Below are 16,155 nucleotides of genomic sequence, written 5' to 3'. Positions count from 1 at the left end.
TGCATCATGCAAACCCACGCCGCTTGACAAACACCACTCACAGATCGCTGTCAGTGGTCGTAACGTGGCGCTGGGGCGCGTTGAATGACCGCCGGCGCTGATCTTCGCGTTGGAGATCAGCGTGGGTGGATAGAATCTCGGGTTTCGGGTTGAGGGCGCGCGGGGAAGTGACCGTAGATGGCGATCTTCGGAGCTGATGTCCCGTGATGCGGGAGCGGTCGAACGATTCGCAGTCGTCAATGCACCTGTACTGACCGCGGGCAGCGATCTTGGACCGTGACGCTGTGAAGATCACCACGTGCGGTCAAAAGCGCCGCTGCCACTTGAGATTTCGACCGCCCACTGTGATCTTCGCCGGAGCCGGAGCCGGAGCCGGAGCCGGAGCCGGAGCCGGAGCCGGAGCCGGAGCCGGAGCCGGAGCCGGAGCCGGAGCCGGAGCCGGAGCCGGAGTTGGGCTGGGGTCAGGTGGTGCGGAGGTGGGTGAGGACGAGGGGGTCGATGCGGCCGGGGACCAGGCGCTCCTCCAGGTTCTCGATGCCGGCCCAGGAGGCGAGGGCGGCGTCGAGATCGGAGTGGGTGTGGCCGCGGGCCGCCAGGAGGGTGCGTACCTCGGTGGCGAGGGTGCCGGACAGGTCGAGCAGGGTGGCCGGGTCGGGGCGGTCGAAGAGGAGGCTGTGGACGTCGAGCAGGCGGGCCAGTTCGGTGCACGGGTCGGGGTGGTCGTCGACGCGCAGGTCGACGACGGTGTCGCCGGTGCCGCCGTACCCCTGGCCGGGGCTGACGACCAGGAGCGCCGCGCTCTGCCGCCCGCGCTTGTCGCCGCCCGCCGCGTCCCCGGCGCGCAGCGCCGCGAGCAGCCGCCGGGCCAGGGGAGCGGCCGGGTCGCCGTCCAGCCACGCCTGCCGCATGGCGTCGACGACCTCGGGGCCGGTGAGGATGTTGCCCTGGATGGCGAAGCCGTCGCCGTAGGCGCCGCCGGCCCAGTCGTGGCAGCCGGGGCCGGTCCAGCCGGCGCCGTCTCCGGCCGTACCCACGACGCCGAGCTGGCGCTGCGCCCGGCCCGGATCGGCGGCGGTCAGCCCGGCCACGACGTCGGCCGCCGCGGTGCCCGTGCGCAGCAGGGCCAGGCCCTGCGGGCGGTAGGCGAGGTTGGCATAGGACTGGGTGGCGAGGGCGCCCACTGCGGCCTCGGCGGCGGGTACGGCCGCGCCGACGGCGAGGAACTTGCTCGCCACGGCCACCCCGTGTGCGGTGCCGTCGGCCGAACGCGCGACGATCGAGAACGTCATCGCGTCAGGGTAGGCGCGGCGTCGCGGCGGAAGGAAGACCGGTTCACATGGCGTATCGCTACTTCTACGACTGCGAGTTCATCGAGGACGGGACCACGATCGACCTGGTCTCGATCGGCGTGGTCGACGAGTACGGCCGGGAGTTCTACGCGGTCTCGACCGAGTTCGACCCCGGCAGGGCGATCCCGTGGGTGCGCGACAACGTGCTCAACCTGCTGCCGTCCCCGGCGGACAAGGCGTGGCGCTCGCGCGAGCGCATCCGTACCGACCTGCTGGACTTCCTGAGCGAGCCGGTCAAGGGCCGCCCGAACGAGACCCTGGAGCTGTGGGCCTGGTACGGCGCGTACGACCATGTCTGCCTGGCGCAGCTGTGGGGCCCGATGGTGGCGCTGCCGCGGGTGATCCCGCGCTTCACCAAGGAGCTGCGGCAGCTGTGGGACGAGACGGGCCGGCCGGGTCTGCCCGAGGCGGCCACGGCGCGCCATGACGCGCTGGTCGACGCGCGGCACAACCTGGCCCGCTGGCAGGCGATGACGGCCCGCAAGCGGTGACCGGGGCGCGGTGAGCCGCGCCGCCATGGCCTGTCAACGGCGAGTAACCTCGTCATTGCGAGGCTGTTGCGCCCTCCTGGTGCGGAATTCGCCGCCCCGACATCCGACCGACATTCGGACGTGGGCGGGGCGTGCTGGCCCTATCCGGGTGGTCGCAGTACAGTGCCCATTTGCGGCCCGCCCCGGCCGGCAGCGTAGCCGTGTTCACTCGTCATCCCGGGGCTAGGCAATGTGACTACCCGTATTCGGGAGGACGAGAACAATGCGTATCGGCGTACTCACCGGCGGCGGCGACTGCCCCGGTCTCAACGCGGTCATCCGCGCCGTGGTCCGCAAGGGCGTGGGCACCTACGGGCACGAGTTCGTCGGGTTCCGCGACGGCTGGAAGGGCCCGCTGGAGGGCATCACCCGCCCGCTGGGCATCCCGGAGGTGCGCGGCATCCTGCCCCGTGGCGGCACGATCCTGGGCTCGTCCCGGACCAACCCGTTCAAGATCGAGGGCGGCGTCGAGCGGATCAAGGACAACCTCGCCAACCTGGGCGTGGACGCCCTGGTCGCCATCGGCGGCGAGGACACCCTCGGCGTGGCCACCAAGCTGACCGACCTGGGCGTGAACGTCGTCGGCGTGCCGAAGACGATCGACAACGACCTGGGCGCCACCGACTTCACCTTCGGCTTCGACACCGCGGTCAACATCGCGATGGAGGCCATCGACCGGCTGCACACCACCGCCGAGTCGCACCACCGCACCGTGGTCGTCGAGGTCATGGGCCGCCACGCGGGCTGGATCGCGCTGCACGCGGGCCTGGCCGGCGGCGCGAACGTGATCCTGCTGCCCGAGCAGAAGTTCGACCTGGAGAAGGTCGTCGAGCACGTCGAGACCCGCTTCAAGACCAACTACTCGCCGATCATCGTGATCTCGGAGGGCGCCATGCCCACCGACGGTGACATGATCACCCTGAACGGCGAGCTCGACGCGTTCGGCCACGTCCGCCTCGGCGGCATCGGCAACTGGCTGGCCGACCAGCTGGAGAAGCGCACCGGCAAGGAGGCGCGCGCGGTCGTGCTGGGCCACACCCAGCGCGGTGGCACGCCGACCGCCTTCGACCGGGTGCTGGCCACCCGCTTCGGGCTGCACGCGATCGACGCCGTGCACGAGGGCGACTTCGGCAAGATGGTCGCGCTGCGCAGCACGGACATCGTCCGCGTCCCGCTGGCCGAGGCCACCCGCGAGCTGAAGACCGTCCCGCTGCACCGCTACAGCGAGGCCGAGGCCTTCTTCGGCTGACCCGCCGCCGCCCACGGCCCGCACCACCGCGTGCGGGCCGTGGGCCCCGCTCTTCCCGTTGATCATGAACTTATGGACGTGTTCGACGGTGTGTCGACCCCCATAACTTCATGATCAACATTTTGGGCGCGGGAGAGCGCAGGAGCGCGGGAGGCGTGGCAGTGCGGACGGTTGCGGTTGTCGGGGCTGGGAAGATCGGCGAGGTGCTGCTCTCCGGGCTGGTGAAGGCCGGGTGGCCGGTGGACCGGCTGATCGCGACGGCGCGGCGGCCGGAGCGGGCCGAGCAGCTGCGCACGCGGTACGGGATCCGGGTGCTGGACAACGCGGCGGCGGTCGAGGCCGCCGACGTGGTCGCCATCGCGGTCAAGCCGCAGGACGCCGGCGTGCTGATGGCCGAGCTCGGACCGCAGATCCCGGCGGGCAAGCTGGTGGTGTCGCTGTGCGCGGGCCTGCCCACCGCCTTCTTCACCAAGTGGCTCAACGACGCGGTGCCGATCGTGCGGGTCATGACCAACACCCCGGCGCTGGTGGACGAGGCGATGACGGCCATCTCGGCCGGGCCGCACGCCGTCGCCGAGCACCTGGCCGTGGTCGAGGAGCTGTTCACGCCGCTGGGCCGGACCATCCGGGTGCCGGAGAGCCAGCAGGACGCGGTCACCGCGCTGTCCGGCTCGGGTCCGGCGTACTTCTACTACCTCGTCGAGGCGATGACCGACGCTGGCATCCTGCTCGGCCTGCCGCGCCAGGTGGCGCACGACCTCATCGTGCAGACGGCGATTGGCTCGGCCATCATGCTGCGCGACTCCGGCGAGCACCCGGTGAAGCTGCGCGAGGCGGTCACCTCGCCCGCGGGCACCACCATCTCGGCCATCCGCGAGCTGGAGAACCACGCGGTACGCGCGGCGCTGCTGGCCGCGCTGGAGGCTGCCCGGGACCGGGCCCGCGAGATCGCCGACCAGGCCGCCTGACGGTGGTCATACCCCCGCGGGTGTGCGAGTTTCATCGCGCTGCCGCAGGTCACGCACCTCATTCACGCCTGCGGGGGTTCCGGCTCGGTCCACCCCCGACTTAGGCTCGGACCAGGGGATTCTTCCAACCCCACTCCGCCGAGCTGCTAGGAGGCGGCCATGCGACGTGCCCTGACCATCCTCGGGACCACCCTCGCCACGATCATGATCTCGGCCCCGGCGTACGCGTACGCGCACGACCGGGTGCGCAATCCCTACCTGCACGCGCTGCTCGACGTGCTCACCCTCGCCGTCGTGACGGCGCCGGTGTGGACGGCCTTCACCTGGTCCCGGGGCCGCCGCACGCCGATGCTGCTGGTGCTGATCGGTCTGGTGCAGATCCCGGCCGGGGTGCTGGCGTTCGTGCCGATCCCCAACCCGGTGCTGCACACGGCGGCTCTGATCGCCAGCCTCGGCATCACCGCCGCGTCCATCGTGTACGTACGCCGGGAGGCGCGCGCCGCGGTGCCGGCCGAAGTGGTCGGCTGACTCCGGTCACCCCCGCTGCCGGCCGGGCCCGGTGGCGCACAGAGAGCCGCTGTCGGCCGTGTGCGACTCGTCGCGGACGGCCGGCGGCACCACCGCGCAGGCACCCGTCCCGGCCGGTCCGGGCCGGGTGTCCGCGTGCTCGGCCACAGTGGCCTGCACGGGCAGGATGATCCGGTCGCGGCCGGTGTCCACCGCCAGCACCCCGGCCTCGCGGCGTACGCGGGGGCAGCCCTCGTGCGGGGCGGTCCAGCCCGCGTCGTCGCGGTAGGCGGTCCAGCGGCAGTGCTGCTCTCCGACGAAGCCCCACGCCATGAACAGCTCCGCGCCCCGGTAGCGGTAGACGCCGACGGTGGCGATCCGGTCGCCGTCGGGCCGGCGGAAGAACTCCCCGGTCAGCCCGGGTACCACGTGCCCCTCGAGGTCGATGTCGGGCACGGTGCGGTGCGGGCGGAAGTCGGCCAGGCGCGGCAGTACGGTCATACCTGATCAACGATCCCAGGTTGCGGGACGGCAGCGGGAATCGCATCCCGTAGCAGGACTGGTGGTTCACCTCGGCCAGCCACCTTTTGGGATGAGGCCATGTCGACGGCGGGCGCCCGGCGGTCGGCCGTAGTCTGGAGCGCATGCGCCACGAATGGCATGACCTCCGGCACCCCGGCCTGGAACTGGCCGAGGCCCGCCAGTACGGCGAGTCCGGTGTCAGCATCGCCCGCCCGGCCACCGAGAAGTCCGCCGAGGACCTCGGCCTCGACCACTGGCGGACGCTGCCGCGTGCGCAGATGCCGCCGTGGGAGGACTACGCCGAGGTCGAGAAGGTCTGCCGGGTGCTGGACTCGGTGCCCTCCGTCGTCGCGCCGTACGAGGTGGACCAGCTGCGCCGCCGACTGGCGCTGGTGTGCGAGGGCAAGGCGTTCCTGCTGCAGGGCGGCGACTGCGCCGAGACGTTCGCCGACAACACCGAGAGCCACCTGCTGGCCAACGCGCGCACGCTGCTGCAGATGGCGGTGGTGCTGACCTACGGCGCGAGCATGCCGGTGGTGAAGGTGGCCCGGGTCGCGGGGCAGTACACCAAGCCGCGCTCGCAGCCGCTGGACTCGCTCGGGCTGCCCGCGTACCGCGGCGACATGATCAACTCGCTGGAGCCGACCGCCGAGGCGCGCGTGGCCGACCCGCAGCGCATGATCCGGGCGTACGCCAACGCCGCCGCCGCGATGAACATGCTCCGGGCGTACCTCGGCGGCGGCCTGGGCGACCTGCACGCGGTGCACGACTGGAACCGCGACTTCGTGCGCACCTCCGCCTTCGGCGAGCGCTACGAGGCGATCGCCCGCGAGATCGACCGGGCGCTGGCCTTCATCCGCGCCTGCGGCATGACCGATGAGGAGGCGCTGCGCACGGTCACCCTCTACGCCTCGCACGAGACGCTGGCGCTGGAGTACGACCGGGCGCTGACCCGCATCGCCGACGGCCGCGCCTACGGCCTGTCCGGCCACTTCCTCTGGGTCGGCGAGCGCACCCGCGAACTCGACGGCGCCCACCTGGACTTCATCTCCCGCATCGCCAACCCGATCGGCGTGAAGCTCGGCCCGTCGACCACGCCCGACTACGTCCGGCGCCTGTGCGAGATGCTCAACCCCGACAACGTGCCGGGCCGGCTCACCCTGATCAGCCGCATGGGCAACCACCAGGTCCGCGACCGGCTGCCGAACCTGGTCGAGAGCGTGCGCGACAGCGGCGCCAAGGTCGTCTGGCAGTGCGACCCGATGCACGGCAACACCCACGAGTCGTCCAACGGGTACAAGACCCGCCACTTCGACCGGATCGTGGACGAGGTGCTGGGCTACTTCGAGGTGCACAAGATGGCCGGCACCCACCCGGGCGGCATCCACGTGGAGCTGACCGGCGAGGACGTCACCGAGTGCCTGGGCGGCGCGCAGGCCCTGGTCGACGCCGACCTGCCCGGCCGGTACGAGACCGCCTGCGACCCGCGCCTGAACACCCAGCAGTCGCTGGAGCTGGCCTTCCTGGTCGCGGAGATGCTGCGCGGCTAGTCCGCGCAGTTCTCGCCTCCCTCGAAGGCGACGACGGGGTCGAGCGTGAACTGCTGCTCACGGTCGACCCCGAGCACGGTGTAGCGCACCGGCAGCGCTCCCCACCAGGTCCGCGTGCAGCCGTCGCCCGGGTCGTTGTCCACGCGCACGGTGAGGTGGACGAGCACCGCCTCCTGCGCGGCGAGCGTGAACGGTGCGAACGGCTCGCCCGCGCCCAGGTTGCCGTCGACATCGCGGTTCACCTCGATCGCGGTGATGGGGAACATCGACTGCGGCCACTCCTGCGGGTCGCCACCGAAGCCGGTCACCCGCACCGCGAGCGGACCGGGGTTGCGCATGGAGATCGAGATCCGGTGCGAAGTGCCGAGGACCATGGGGTAGCGGTACTCGCGCACGTCACCCGCGACGTGCTCCACGGCGTCGGGCGAGCGGAGGCCCAGGTATCCGGGCTCCAGCTCGTAGCTCCGGGCGGTGACCTGCCAACCGGCTGAGGCGAGCACCACCGCGCTCAGCAGCGCCAGGACCGCGACGGCCCGGCGGCGGCCGCTCGGACGGGCGCTGGCGGCGAGAGGAGCGGCGGTCTCAGAAGCGGCGGTCTCGGTCATGGCGCGGAGCGTAGTGGTCGGCTGCTGGGTCTGCTGTCCCGTGATCCGAGATCGTGGACGCCCGGTGCTGCCAGAGCGACATCTGGCGTCCACGATTTCGGATCTTGGTCGATGGTCGGGGTGGGGCGCCGGGCGGCCGGGGCGATGCGGTAGGAACGAGGGATGACGCAGCTGGTTGACCTCCGCAGTGACACCGTGACCAAGCCCACCGCCGCCATGCGCGCCGCGATGGCCGGCGCGGAGGTCGGCGACGACGTGTACAGCGAGGACCCGACCGTCGTCGCGCTGGAGCAGCGGGTGGCGGCCATGTTCGGGCACGAGGCGGCGCTGTTCGCCCCGTCCGGGTCGATGGCCAACCAGATCGCGCTGCAGCTGGTCGTGCCGCCCGCGCAGGAGCTGCTGTGCGATGCCAACGCGCACGTGGTGACGTACGAGTTCGCCGCGGCCGCCGCCATCGGCGGCATCTCCAGCCGCACCTGGCCGTTCGCGGGCGGCGAGATCGACGTGGACCTGGTCGCGTCCATGATCCGCCCCGACGGCTACTGGGCCGTGCCGACCCGGGCCATCGCGGTCGAGCAGACCCACAACCTGGGCGGCGGCTTCGTCATCGGGCTGGACACCCTGCGCGGGCTGCGTGCCGCCGCCGACGCGGCCGGGATCGCGCTGCACTGCGACGGCGCCCGCATCTGGCACGCCCACGTGGCCACCGGCGTCCCGTTCGCCGAGTACGGCGCCCTGTTCGACACGATGTCGGTGTGCCTGTCCAAGGGGCTGGGCGCGCCGGTCGGCTCGCTGGTGGTGGGCAGCGCCGAGAAGATCGCGCGGGCGCGCTGGATCCGCAAGCGGATGGGCGGGGGTATGCGGCAGGCCGGCATCCTCGCCGCGGCGGGGCTGTACGCGCTGGACAACCACGTCGAGCGGCTGGCCGACGACCACCGGCGGGCGCAGCGGCTGGCGCTGGCGCTGGCGCCGTACGGGGTGGTGGACCCGGAGCGGGTGCACACGAACCTGGTGGTGCTCGATCTGGCGAAGTCGGCGGTGGACGCGCCCGCGCTGGCGGCTGCGGCCCGGGAGCGCGGGGTGCTGATGAGCGTGCTGGGGCCGCGTACCGGTCGCCTGATCACGCACCTGGACGCCGACGACGCGGCCGTGGATCACGCGACCGAGGTGCTCACGGGCATCCTGTCCGCCTGACCCGGCCCGCCCGGTCTTTAAATTGACGCTGGCCTATCTAGAAGACGGATTTCGGAGAATCGTCCTCTGGATAGGCCAGCGTCAATGCTAAGGCGGGGGAGGGCCGGGGTGGGTCAGGCTTCGGGGTGTTCGGTGACGTTCTGGAGGTAGAGGGCTTCGCCGAGGCTGGCGATCAGGCCGAGCTGGGTCTCCAGGTAGTCGACGTGCGACTCCTCGTCCCGCAGGATCTCCTCGAAGATCTTCGCCGAGGTCACGTCACCGACCGAGCGCATGTAGTCGATCCCGCCGCGCAGCCGCTCGACCGCCTCGACCTCGACCTTCATGTCGCACTCGAACTGCTCCTTGACGGTCTCGCCGATGCGCAGCGCGAAGAGCTTCTGGTAGTTCGGCAGGCCTTCGAGGAACAGGATGCGGTCGGTGAGCACCTCGGCGTGGCGCATCTCGTCGATCGACTCGTGCCGGGTGTACTTCGCCAGCTTCGTGTAGCCCCAGTTCTCCTGCATCTTGGCGTGCAGGAAGTACTGGTTGATGGCCGTGAGCTCAGCGGTCAGCTGCTCGTTGAGGAACTCGATGACCCGGGCGTCGCCTTGCATGAAAAAGAAACCCCCCACGAATTTTCCGTATAGGGGGAATCTACGCCAGAAAGTCTGTTATGCCGCGCTGACCGCGAGCGTGTCGGCGCCCTCTTCCTCGATCAGGTCATAGATGCGGTCGAGGCAGGTACCGCAGCCGGTGCCCGCGCCGCAGGCGGTGCCGACGCTGTCCTCGCAGCGGTTGCCGGCGCGGATCACGGAACGGATCTCGCACTCACGCACCCGCTCACAGATGCACACGAACACGGACGTACCCTTCGGCCGAGGAGTGGGCCGCTCTGTTCAAGCAAGCCTTGCCTCAGTAAGGGTGCCCTAAGGGTTATTCGCTGCGCAAGCCCCTGAGCAGGGAAATGTCAGTGGCGTGCAGCTCACCGGGGGTCTCGACGATCACCGGTACGCCCGCCAGCGCCGGGTGCCGCATCATCTCCCCGAACGCCGCCGCGCCGATGGTGCCCTTGCCGATGCTCTCGTGCCGGTCGCGCAGCGAGCCGCAGGTGTCGCGCGAGTCGTTGGCGTGCACCAGCGCCAGGCGGCCCGCGCCGCACACCGCGACCAGCTCGTCCAGCGTCTGCGTCATGCCGCCCGGCTTGGCCAGGTCGTGTCCGGCCGCCCAGGCGTGGCAGGTGTCGAAGCAGACCGCCAGCCGGGGGTGGAAGTCGACCGCCTCGAAGTAGGGCCCCAGGTCCTCGACCCGGGCCGCCAGCGACCGGCCGCCGCCCGCACTGGGCTCGACCAGCAGCTTCGGGCCGTCGTCGGGCAGCGCGTCCAGCAGCGGCAGCAGCACCTCGCGCACCTGCCGGAACGCCTGCGGGGCGTGCTCGCCGTCCACGGCCGAACCGGCGTGGAAGACCACTCCGGCCGCGCCGATGCCCGCCGCGCGCACCAGGGCGTGGGCCAGCGTCTCGCGCGACTGATCGACCGTGGCCTCGGTGGGGGAGCCGATGTTGACCAGCAGCGAGGCGTGCACGTACGCCGGGATCGCCCGCTGGTGGCAGCCCGCGGTGAACGCCTCGTCCTGGGCCGGGTTGCCGGCCGGGCGGGCCCAGCCCCGCGGATTGCCCACGTAGACCTGGACCGCCCCGGCCGACACCGTGTCGACGTACGCCAGCGCCGCCTTGGCCAGCCCGCCGGCGACGGGGGCGTGGCCGCCGATACCGTGTGTCATCAGACCTTGCACCTGATCCGGACGTGCTGCTGCGGCTGCACCGGGATGCCGGGCTCCGGGTTCTGCCGCTCCACGTGGCCGAACCACTTCTCCATGTCGTTGCCGGCCACCTCGACGTCGAGCTGCATGCCGCGCAGCTGGTTCTCGGCGTCCCGGCAGCTCATGTTCAGCACCGCCGGCATCGGGGTGCCCGTCGGGTTGTTGCTGGTCTTTAGCTTGATCACGGTGTCGCGCTCGACCCCGGCCCCGTTGGGCGGGTTCTGCTCCAGCACCTCGTCGTAGGGCTTGTCCGAGTCGACCTGCTCCACCTCGACGCGCAGGCCCATACCCTCGAGGATCTCCTTGGCCTCGGACAGGTTCTTCCCGACGACGTAGGGCACGGTCAGCGGGGCGCGGCCCTTGCTGACGACGACCGTGATCTCGGCACCCGCCTTGACCTCATCGCCCGCCTTCGGCTCGGTGTACAGGACGACGCCCTTCGGGATCAGGTCGTCGTACTTGTCCGCACCGCGCTTGACCACCAGCTTCAGCGGGTCGGCCTTGAGGTCGACCGAGGCCATGTCGAAGGTCTTGCCCGACACGTCCGGGACCATGTAGCGCTCGGGGCCCGCCGACAGCTGCAGCGTGATGGTGCCGCCGCGGATCACCCGGTCGCCTGCGGGCGGGTCCTGGACGAGCACGACGTCCTTCTCGACGGTCTCGCTGTAGATCGGCTGGCCGATCTTGACCTTGAGCCCCGCCTCGGCCAGCTTCGCCTCGGCCTGGGTGCGGTTCATGTTGACCAGCTGCGGGGTCACCTCGTAGCGGCCGAAGCCGAGCCACCAGCCGCCGAGCAGCACCAGCAGCGCCACCGCGACGCCGCTGGCGATCAGCGCCATGCGGCCGCGCGGGTTGCGCATGAGCTGCTGGTACGTGTTCTTGATCCGGTCGAGCGGGCTCTCCGGCTCCGCCTGCGCGCGCCGCCGCGTCCGGGGCGCCTGCTGCTGCGGGGAGGGCAGTTTCGCCCAGGCCGGGCGCTCGGCGGGGGTGACGTGGCTGACCACGACCGTGGCCTGCTCCATCACCGGGCGCAGGCGCTGCGTGGCGGCCCCGGAGACCACGGCCTCCCGGGCGCCCTGCGCCGAGCTCAGCAGCGCTCCGGCGTCGGTGGGCCGGGCCGAGGCCTGGCGGCGCGTCGCCGAGGCGACCAGCTCGTCCAGCACCGGCGGCAGGCCGGGCACGAAGCGTGAGGGCGGCGGCACGTCGCGGTCGACGTGCTGCCAGGCCACGTCGACCGGGCGCTCGCCGTCGTACGGCACGCGGCCGGTGAGCATCTCGAACAGCACGATGCCGGCGCTGTACACGTCGCTGCGCGGGTCGGCGTAGCCGTCGCGGACCAGCTCCGGCGCCACGTAGGCGACGGTGGCCATGAGCTGGCCGCTGGCGGGGTCGTCGGCGGCGCTGGCCTCGACGGCGCGGGCCAGGCCGAAGTCGGCCACCTTCGCGACCGCGTCGATCAGGTTGTGGGTGCCGCCGCTGGGCGCCTCGGCGATGAGCACGTTCTCCGGCTTGACGTCGCGGTGCACCAGGCCCGCGCGGTGCGCGGCGCCCAGCGCCGACAGCACCTGCTCCAGCACCGCGAGCGCCTCCACCGGGCTGAGCCGGCGGCGCTCGGCGAGGATGTCGCGCAGGGTGCGGCCCCGGACGTACTCCATCACCAGGTAGGGCAGGCCGTTGTGGGTGCCCTGGTCGTAGACGGCGACCACGTTCGGGTGGGTGAGCCGCGCGATGGTCTTGGCCTCGTCGGTGAACCGGTCGAGGCTGAAAGACTGCCCGGCCGCGTCGCGGACCTGGGCCGGGTGAATGATCTTCAGGGCGACGGTGCGTTCCAGCCGCTCGTCCACGGCCATGTACACCGTCGCCATGCCACCACGGGCCACGCGACCGCGAATGCGGTAGCGCCCGTCGACGAGTGTGCCGAGCAGCTGATCGGCGACCTGAGTATTCATCGCAGCGCAGTCTAAGTCAGGGACGGGCAAACGGCGTACACCCGAGGGTGCGATCGCCCCCGACCGGGCGTTTCATCACTCCCACCCCGTGCCGGGGGCCAGCGTGCCGGGCTCGGGCAGGTGCGGTGTCGCGGGGGCGGACTCCGTTGTGTCCGGAGTCACGCTGGGCATGGGCGAGGGCTCCGGGTCCTTCGACGGCAGGGGCGACGGGCTCGGCGAGGGCGACGGACTGGGGCTCGGCGAGAGGCTGGCCGACGGGCTCGGCCGGGGCGACGGGCGGCGGGTGGCCGGTACGCCGCGCGCGGGCACGGTCCTCGCCTCGTCCGACGGGCTCGGCTCGGGGCTCCACGGCGTCGGGCTCGGCGCCTGGACCGGCGTCGGGCTGACCGACGCCGGGACCCGGGGCAGGCCGGTCGGCGGACCGCCGGAGCCGAGCAGCGCGTCCAGGCCGCCCGCGACCGCGTAGTAGCCGCCCACGCCGGTGGAGACCATCAGCAGCGCCCCGGTGGCCAGCATCACGCGCCGCCGCCCGCGCGGGGCGGGTCCGTCGGCGTCCATGCTGATCACGGCGGTCCGCTCCTGCGCGCGACGGCGGTCGAGGTCGTAGCGCATCGAGCGGCGGGCGCCGTCGATCTCGCGTCGGATGAGCTGCCAGGGATTCATCGGAGGCTCCTTTCGCGCGGGTCGGTGTCGGGTCCGGCCGCGGGTGCGCGGTCGCCGGGTGCGCCGCGCGACGGGTCGTGTCCGAGGGGGATGCGGTGGTGGGGCCGGGCAGCGACGTGGCAAGGTGTGGAGGTGGCCGAAACTTCGCAGTCGACAGACCCCGGGCAGACGATCTCGCCGGAGGCCTGGCTGCCGCTTCCTGACGTTGCCGAGCGGCTCGACCTGCCGATCATCAAGGTGCACCAGCTGATCAAGGACGGCATGCTGCTGGCCGTGCGCCACGAGGGCGTACGGCAGGTGCCCGCCGAGCTGGTGGCGAACGACACCGTGCTCAAGCACCTCCCCGGTGTCCTGACGTTGCTGCGCGACGCCGGGTACAACGACGAAGAGGCGCTGCGGTGGCTGTACACGCCCGACGCGACGCTTCCGGGGACGCCCGCGAAGGCGCTGGGCGGCGACCGCGCCCGCGAGGTCAAGCGCCGGGCCCAGGCCGTCGCCTTCTGACCCCGTGTACGCCTATCTGGCGGTGCTCGGCGGCTGCCTGCTCTGCGCGCTGTGGCTGGAGCCGGTGCTGAAGACGGGCGTGCTGCGCCAGCCGCGCCGCCTGGCCGCCACGGTGCTGCCGGTGGCCGCGGTGTTCCTGCTGTGGGACCTCGCCGCGGTCGCCGCCGGCCAGTGGAGCTTCGACCCCGCCCAACTGCTGGGGGTATGGCTGCCCGGCGGCCTGCCCCTGGAAGAGGTCCTCTTCTTCCTGGTCGTGCCGCTGTGCGCGATCCTCGGCTTCGAGGCGGTCCGCACCGTGCTGGCCCGGCGGCGATGAGCTACACGCTGGCCGCCGTGCTCGGGGTGCTGGCCGCGGTGGTGCTGGACCTGTTCGTGCTGCGTACCAGGCTGCTGCTCGGGGTGGTGTTCTGGGCGACGTACCCGATCGTGCTGCTGTTCCAGCTGCTCAGCAACGGTGTGCTGACCGGGCGCGGGGTGGTCCGCTACGACCCGGCCGCGATCACGGGGCTGCGGATCGCGTACGCCCCGGTGGAGGATCTGCTGTTCGGCTTCGCCCTGGTGCTGGTCACGCTGTCGCTGTGGACCCGCGCCGGAGCCGCACGGCGGCCCAGACCACCAGGCCGGTGACGGCGAACGCGCCGACGGTCTTGGTCAGCACCGGCACGCCCAGCCCGTTGGGCAGGGTCAGGCAGGCGCAGACGATCGCGGCGACGGCCAGCGCGCGCCGCCGCCCCGGGTGCGCCTCGACGGCGGCGAGCAGCGCCAGCGGCACCAGCGCGTACCAGGGGTAGAAGACCGGGCCGAGCAGCGCCGTCGCGGCGACCAGCCAGCCGCAGGCGGCCAGCACCCGGGCCGGTTCGCCCCGGCCCCGCCACGCCGCGCGCAGCGCCGCCAGCGCGACCGCGGCCAGCATCAGCAGCCCGAGCACCCGCCCGGCCGCCACCGCCGCGTCGAACCACTCGACCCGGCCCGCCAGCCGCAGCAGGTAGCCCGCGGCCATGCCGAGCGCGGTCGGCGGCGAACTCCACTGGGCCAGCTCGCCCGTGCCCCGCAGCGCCGCCACCCAGCCCAGCCCGAGCCCGGTCGCGGCACTGAGCCCCGCGAACGACAGCACCGCCCCGCCCAGGGCCGCCCACCAGCGGCGCCCGACGAGCAGCAGCAGGAACGGCAGCACCACCAGCGCGGTCACCTTCACCGCCACCGCGCCCGCGAGCAGCACCCCGGCCAGCAGCGCCCAGCCCGGCCCGCTGCCGCCGCCCGCCGCCCGCCCGCTGTCGCCGGGCCGCGTGACGCCCGTGGCCGGGTCCGGTCGGGAGCCGGTCGCGACGCCAGAAGCGGGCCGCGCGGCCGCGATCACCGGTTCGGAGCCGGGCGCGGTGGCGGGAGGGGGCGGCGCGGCCGCGGGCAGGGCCAGGGCGAGGGCGGCGATGGTCAGGCCCGCGACCAGGGCGTCGTTGTGGGCGCCGGAGACGGCGTGCACCGCCACCAGCGGGCTGAGCAGGCCCAGCCAGTAGGCCGCGGCCGGGGCCACGCCGCAGGCGCGGGCCAGCCGGGGGCCGAAGACCGCGGCCAGGGCCAGCCCGGCCAGGGCCAGCAGGCGCAGCCAGGCCACCGCGGTGGACAGGTCCGCCCAGGTCCCGGCGCCGGACAGGGCCACCGCGAGCGGGCCGTACGGCGTCGGGGTGTGCCACCAGAGCTCCGGGACCGCGTCGGCCCAGGGGCAGCCGCCGTCGGCGACCCCGAGGGTGTACGGGTCGAGCCCGGTGCGCCACAGCCAGCCCTGGCAGGCGTACGCGTAGCCGTCGCGGCTGCCCAGCGGCGGCGCCACCAGCAGCGGCACCGCCCACAGCGCGCCCCGCGCCAGCATTCGGCCCGCGGTCGTGCCACCGGCGCCCCCGCCCATGGGCCGCGACCACCACCAGGCCAGCGTCCAGCCGGTCAGGCCGAGCAGCCAGCAGCCCAGCCCGGCCAGGAACGGGCCGCCGACCGCGCCGAAGCCGCCCGTGCGCAGCCCGGGGCCGGGGTCGCCGCCGGGCAGGGCGCCGGACAGGAACGCCGAGACCGCCAGCAGCACGCCCGAGACGCACCCGAGGAGGAGTGCGGCACGCCGCCTGCCGAGGGGGAACATCGGTCGATGATCGCACGGTCCTTGATCGCCAGGTGTGCAGCCCGCACACTGCCTGGTGTGGACAGGCAGGTATCGCGGCGCACCCTGACGCTCGCCGCCGTCGCGGCGGTGCTGCTGGTGGCGCTGATGGCGGTGGTGGGCTACTGCGCGCGTACCGCGCTGTCTCCGGAGCCCCCTGGTGCCGCGCCCGCCGGCGCCGGGGCGACGCCGGTGTCGGGGCTGGGCACGGTGCCGCTGGCCGAGCTGCCCAAGGAGGCGGCGGCGACGGTGGCGCTGATCGACAAGGGCGGGCCGTACCCGTACCGCAAGGACGGGACGGTCTTCGCCAACCAGGAGGGGCTGCTGCCCGCGCGGCCGAACGGGTACTACCGGGAGTTCACGGTGCCGACACCGGGGTCACCGGACCGGGGGGCGCGCCGCGTCATCGCCGGGCGCGACGGCGACCTGTACTACACGTCCGACCACTACGAGAGCTTCCGCCAGATCCTCCGCTGACCCGGCCCCGCCCCGCCCCGGCCCGCCCCGGCCCGCCCGCCCGTCCCGCCCCGCCTTTTATCGACGCTGGCCTATCTGGAAGACGGATTCGCGAAAACCGTCCTCTGGATAGGCCAGTGTCAATGCTAAGTGCGGTGCGACGGTG

19 protein-coding genes are annotated in these 16,155 nt (G+C 72.7%); 10 read left to right on the top strand and 9 right to left on the bottom strand.

Going from position 1 to position 16,155, the window contains the following annotated elements:
• Positions 1-461: 461 nt before the first annotated feature.
• Entirely contained in the window at positions 462-1,289 is an 828-nt protein-coding gene (locus QEZ54_RS28515; RefSeq protein ID WP_281307815.1) for a DUF1028 domain-containing protein, read from the bottom strand.
• A gap of 47 nt (positions 1,290-1,336) precedes the next feature.
• Between QEZ54_RS28515 and QEZ54_RS28510 the strand changes: the two genes are divergently transcribed.
• The 4 genes from QEZ54_RS28510 (at position 1,337) to QEZ54_RS28495 (ending at position 4,624) form a co-directional block, all read left to right on the top strand.
• Positions 1,337-1,840, top strand: coding sequence for a polyadenylate-specific 3'-exoribonuclease AS (locus tag QEZ54_RS28510; RefSeq protein ID WP_281307814.1), 504 nt, complete (start codon positions 1,337-1,339; stop codon positions 1,838-1,840).
• A gap of 262 nt (positions 1,841-2,102) precedes the next feature.
• On the top strand, positions 2,103-3,128 hold the full coding sequence (locus tag QEZ54_RS28505) for a 6-phosphofructokinase (RefSeq protein WP_281307813.1): 1,026 nt from the start codon (positions 2,103-2,105) through the stop codon (positions 3,126-3,128).
• A 110-nt stretch (positions 3,129-3,238) separates the two neighbouring features.
• Complete coding sequence (gene proC / locus QEZ54_RS28500) at positions 3,239-4,096, top strand: pyrroline-5-carboxylate reductase (RefSeq protein ID WP_281307812.1); 858 nt, start codon at positions 3,239-3,241, stop codon at positions 4,094-4,096.
• 159 nt (positions 4,097-4,255) lie between these two features.
• Complete coding sequence (locus QEZ54_RS28495; RefSeq protein ID WP_281307811.1) at positions 4,256-4,624, top strand: hypothetical protein; 369 nt, start codon at positions 4,256-4,258, stop codon at positions 4,622-4,624.
• 6 nt (positions 4,625-4,630) lie between these two features.
• On the opposite strand, the gene QEZ54_RS28490 is transcribed toward QEZ54_RS28495, so the two are convergent.
• Positions 4,631-5,104 carry a hypothetical protein gene (locus tag QEZ54_RS28490; RefSeq protein ID WP_281307810.1) on the bottom strand — a complete coding sequence of 158 codons (474 nt, stop codon included), beginning with the start codon at positions 5,102-5,104 and terminating at the stop codon, positions 4,631-4,633.
• A 143-nt stretch (positions 5,105-5,247) separates the two neighbouring features.
• Here QEZ54_RS28490 and QEZ54_RS28485 point away from each other — a divergent pair, with 143 nt between their 5' ends.
• Positions 5,248-6,675, top strand: a complete 1,428-nt coding sequence (locus QEZ54_RS28485; RefSeq protein ID WP_281307809.1) for a 3-deoxy-7-phosphoheptulonate synthase class II — start codon at positions 5,248-5,250, stop codon at positions 6,673-6,675.
• On the opposite strand, the gene QEZ54_RS28480 is transcribed toward QEZ54_RS28485, so the two are convergent.
• Complete coding sequence (locus QEZ54_RS28480; RefSeq protein WP_281307808.1) at positions 6,672-7,280, bottom strand: hypothetical protein; 609 nt, start codon at positions 7,278-7,280, stop codon at positions 6,672-6,674. The two genes, QEZ54_RS28485 and QEZ54_RS28480, sit on opposite strands and share 4 nt — an antisense overlap.
• 162 nt (positions 7,281-7,442) lie before the next feature.
• Between QEZ54_RS28480 and QEZ54_RS28475 the strand changes: the two genes are divergently transcribed.
• A complete protein-coding gene (locus QEZ54_RS28475) occupies positions 7,443-8,474 on the top strand; it encodes a GntG family PLP-dependent aldolase (protein WP_281307807.1) in 1,032 nt (343 codons plus the stop codon).
• 113 nt (positions 8,475-8,587) lie between these two features.
• Here the strand turns inward: QEZ54_RS28475 and bfr are convergent, their stop codons facing one another.
• The 5 genes from bfr to QEZ54_RS28450 form a co-directional block, all read right to left on the bottom strand.
• Positions 8,588-9,067, bottom strand: a complete 480-nt coding sequence (gene bfr, locus QEZ54_RS28470; RefSeq protein ID WP_212825900.1) for a bacterioferritin — start codon at positions 9,065-9,067, stop codon at positions 8,588-8,590.
• Positions 9,068-9,124: 57 nt separating this feature from the next.
• On the bottom strand, positions 9,125-9,313 hold the full coding sequence (locus QEZ54_RS28465; RefSeq protein ID WP_281307806.1) for a (2Fe-2S)-binding protein: 189 nt from the start codon (positions 9,311-9,313) through the stop codon (positions 9,125-9,127).
• Between the two features lie 73 nt (positions 9,314-9,386).
• Positions 9,387-10,232, bottom strand: a complete 846-nt coding sequence (locus QEZ54_RS28460; RefSeq protein ID WP_281307805.1) for a deoxyribonuclease IV — start codon at positions 10,230-10,232, stop codon at positions 9,387-9,389.
• Positions 10,232-12,220, bottom strand: coding sequence for a Stk1 family PASTA domain-containing Ser/Thr kinase (gene pknB / locus QEZ54_RS28455; protein WP_281307804.1), 1,989 nt, complete (start codon positions 12,218-12,220; stop codon positions 10,232-10,234). Before pknB ends, QEZ54_RS28460 begins: the two co-directional genes overlap by 1 nt.
• 75 nt (positions 12,221-12,295) lie before the next feature.
• The gene (locus QEZ54_RS28450; protein ID WP_281307803.1) at positions 12,296-12,883 is read right to left on the bottom strand and encodes a hypothetical protein; all 588 of its coding nucleotides are present in this window, start codon (positions 12,881-12,883) and stop codon (positions 12,296-12,298) included.
• A 132-nt stretch (positions 12,884-13,015) separates the two neighbouring features.
• Between QEZ54_RS28450 and QEZ54_RS28445 the strand changes: the two genes are divergently transcribed.
• Genes QEZ54_RS28445 through QEZ54_RS28435 form a run of 3 tightly spaced genes read left to right on the top strand, consistent with a single transcriptional unit; the run spans position 13,016 to position 14,014 of the window.
• Positions 13,016-13,387 (top strand): Rv2175c family DNA-binding protein, encoded by a 372-nt coding sequence (locus QEZ54_RS28445; RefSeq protein WP_281307802.1) that lies wholly within the window; start codon positions 13,016-13,018, stop codon positions 13,385-13,387.
• 4 nt (positions 13,388-13,391) lie between these two features.
• A complete protein-coding gene (locus QEZ54_RS28440) occupies positions 13,392-13,703 on the top strand; it encodes a lycopene cyclase domain-containing protein (RefSeq protein WP_281307801.1) in 312 nt (103 codons plus the stop codon).
• Positions 13,700-14,014, top strand: coding sequence for a lycopene cyclase domain-containing protein (locus QEZ54_RS28435; RefSeq protein WP_281307800.1), 315 nt, complete (start codon positions 13,700-13,702; stop codon positions 14,012-14,014). The genes QEZ54_RS28440 and QEZ54_RS28435 overlap by 4 nt, the downstream gene beginning before the upstream one ends.
• Here QEZ54_RS28435 and mptB read toward each other — a convergent pair.
• Positions 13,953-15,515 carry a polyprenol phosphomannose-dependent alpha 1,6 mannosyltransferase MptB gene (mptB, locus tag QEZ54_RS28430; protein WP_281307799.1) on the bottom strand — a complete coding sequence of 521 codons (1,563 nt, stop codon included), beginning with the start codon at positions 15,513-15,515 and terminating at the stop codon, positions 13,953-13,955. The genes QEZ54_RS28435 and mptB overlap by 62 nt on opposite strands.
• Before the next feature lie 57 nt (positions 15,516-15,572).
• Here mptB and QEZ54_RS28425 point away from each other — a divergent pair, with 57 nt between their 5' ends.
• A complete protein-coding gene (locus tag QEZ54_RS28425) occupies positions 15,573-16,010 on the top strand; it encodes a ribonuclease domain-containing protein (protein ID WP_281307798.1) in 438 nt (145 codons plus the stop codon).
• Positions 16,011-16,155: the final 145 nt, after the last annotated feature.

The organism is Catellatospora sp. KI3 (assembly GCF_029948125.1).
Taxonomy (GTDB): domain Bacteria; phylum Actinomycetota; class Actinomycetes; order Mycobacteriales; family Micromonosporaceae; genus Catellatospora.
This window is presented reverse-complemented; position numbering and strand designations above follow the sequence as displayed.

What these genes read in the sequence shown, in the direction of transcription:
- QEZ54_RS28515 (WP_281307815.1), bottom strand. Translation starts at nt 1,289, where the DNA reads ATGACGTTCTCGATCGTCGCGCGTTCGGCCGACGGCACCGCACACGGG.
- QEZ54_RS28510 (WP_281307814.1), top strand. Translation starts at nt 1,337, where the DNA reads ATGGCGTATCGCTACTTCTACGACTGCGAGTTCATCGAGGACGGGACC.
- QEZ54_RS28505 (WP_281307813.1), top strand. Translation starts at nt 2,103, where the DNA reads ATGCGTATCGGCGTACTCACCGGCGGCGGCGACTGCCCCGGTCTCAAC.
- proC (WP_281307812.1), top strand. Translation starts at nt 3,239, where the DNA reads ATGATCAACATTTTGGGCGCGGGAGAGCGCAGGAGCGCGGGAGGCGTG.
- QEZ54_RS28495 (WP_281307811.1), top strand. Translation starts at nt 4,256, where the DNA reads ATGCGACGTGCCCTGACCATCCTCGGGACCACCCTCGCCACGATCATG.
- QEZ54_RS28490 (WP_281307810.1), bottom strand. Translation starts at nt 5,104, where the DNA reads ATGACCGTACTGCCGCGCCTGGCCGACTTCCGCCCGCACCGCACCGTG.
- QEZ54_RS28485 (WP_281307809.1), top strand. Translation starts at nt 5,248, where the DNA reads ATGCGCCACGAATGGCATGACCTCCGGCACCCCGGCCTGGAACTGGCC.
- QEZ54_RS28480 (WP_281307808.1), bottom strand. Translation starts at nt 7,280, where the DNA reads ATGACCGAGACCGCCGCTTCTGAGACCGCCGCTCCTCTCGCCGCCAGC.
- QEZ54_RS28475 (WP_281307807.1), top strand. Translation starts at nt 7,443, where the DNA reads ATGACGCAGCTGGTTGACCTCCGCAGTGACACCGTGACCAAGCCCACC.
- bfr (WP_212825900.1), bottom strand. Translation starts at nt 9,067, where the DNA reads ATGCAAGGCGACGCCCGGGTCATCGAGTTCCTCAACGAGCAGCTGACC.
- QEZ54_RS28460 (WP_281307805.1), bottom strand. Translation starts at nt 10,232, where the DNA reads ATGACACACGGTATCGGCGGCCACGCCCCCGTCGCCGGCGGGCTGGCC.
- pknB (WP_281307804.1), bottom strand. Translation starts at nt 12,220, where the DNA reads ATGAATACTCAGGTCGCCGATCAGCTGCTCGGCACACTCGTCGACGGG.
- QEZ54_RS28450 (WP_281307803.1), bottom strand. Translation starts at nt 12,883, where the DNA reads ATGAATCCCTGGCAGCTCATCCGACGCGAGATCGACGGCGCCCGCCGC.
- QEZ54_RS28435 (WP_281307800.1), top strand. Translation starts at nt 13,700, where the DNA reads ATGAGCTACACGCTGGCCGCCGTGCTCGGGGTGCTGGCCGCGGTGGTG.
- mptB (WP_281307799.1), bottom strand. Translation starts at nt 15,515, where the DNA reads ATGTTCCCCCTCGGCAGGCGGCGTGCCGCACTCCTCCTCGGGTGCGTC.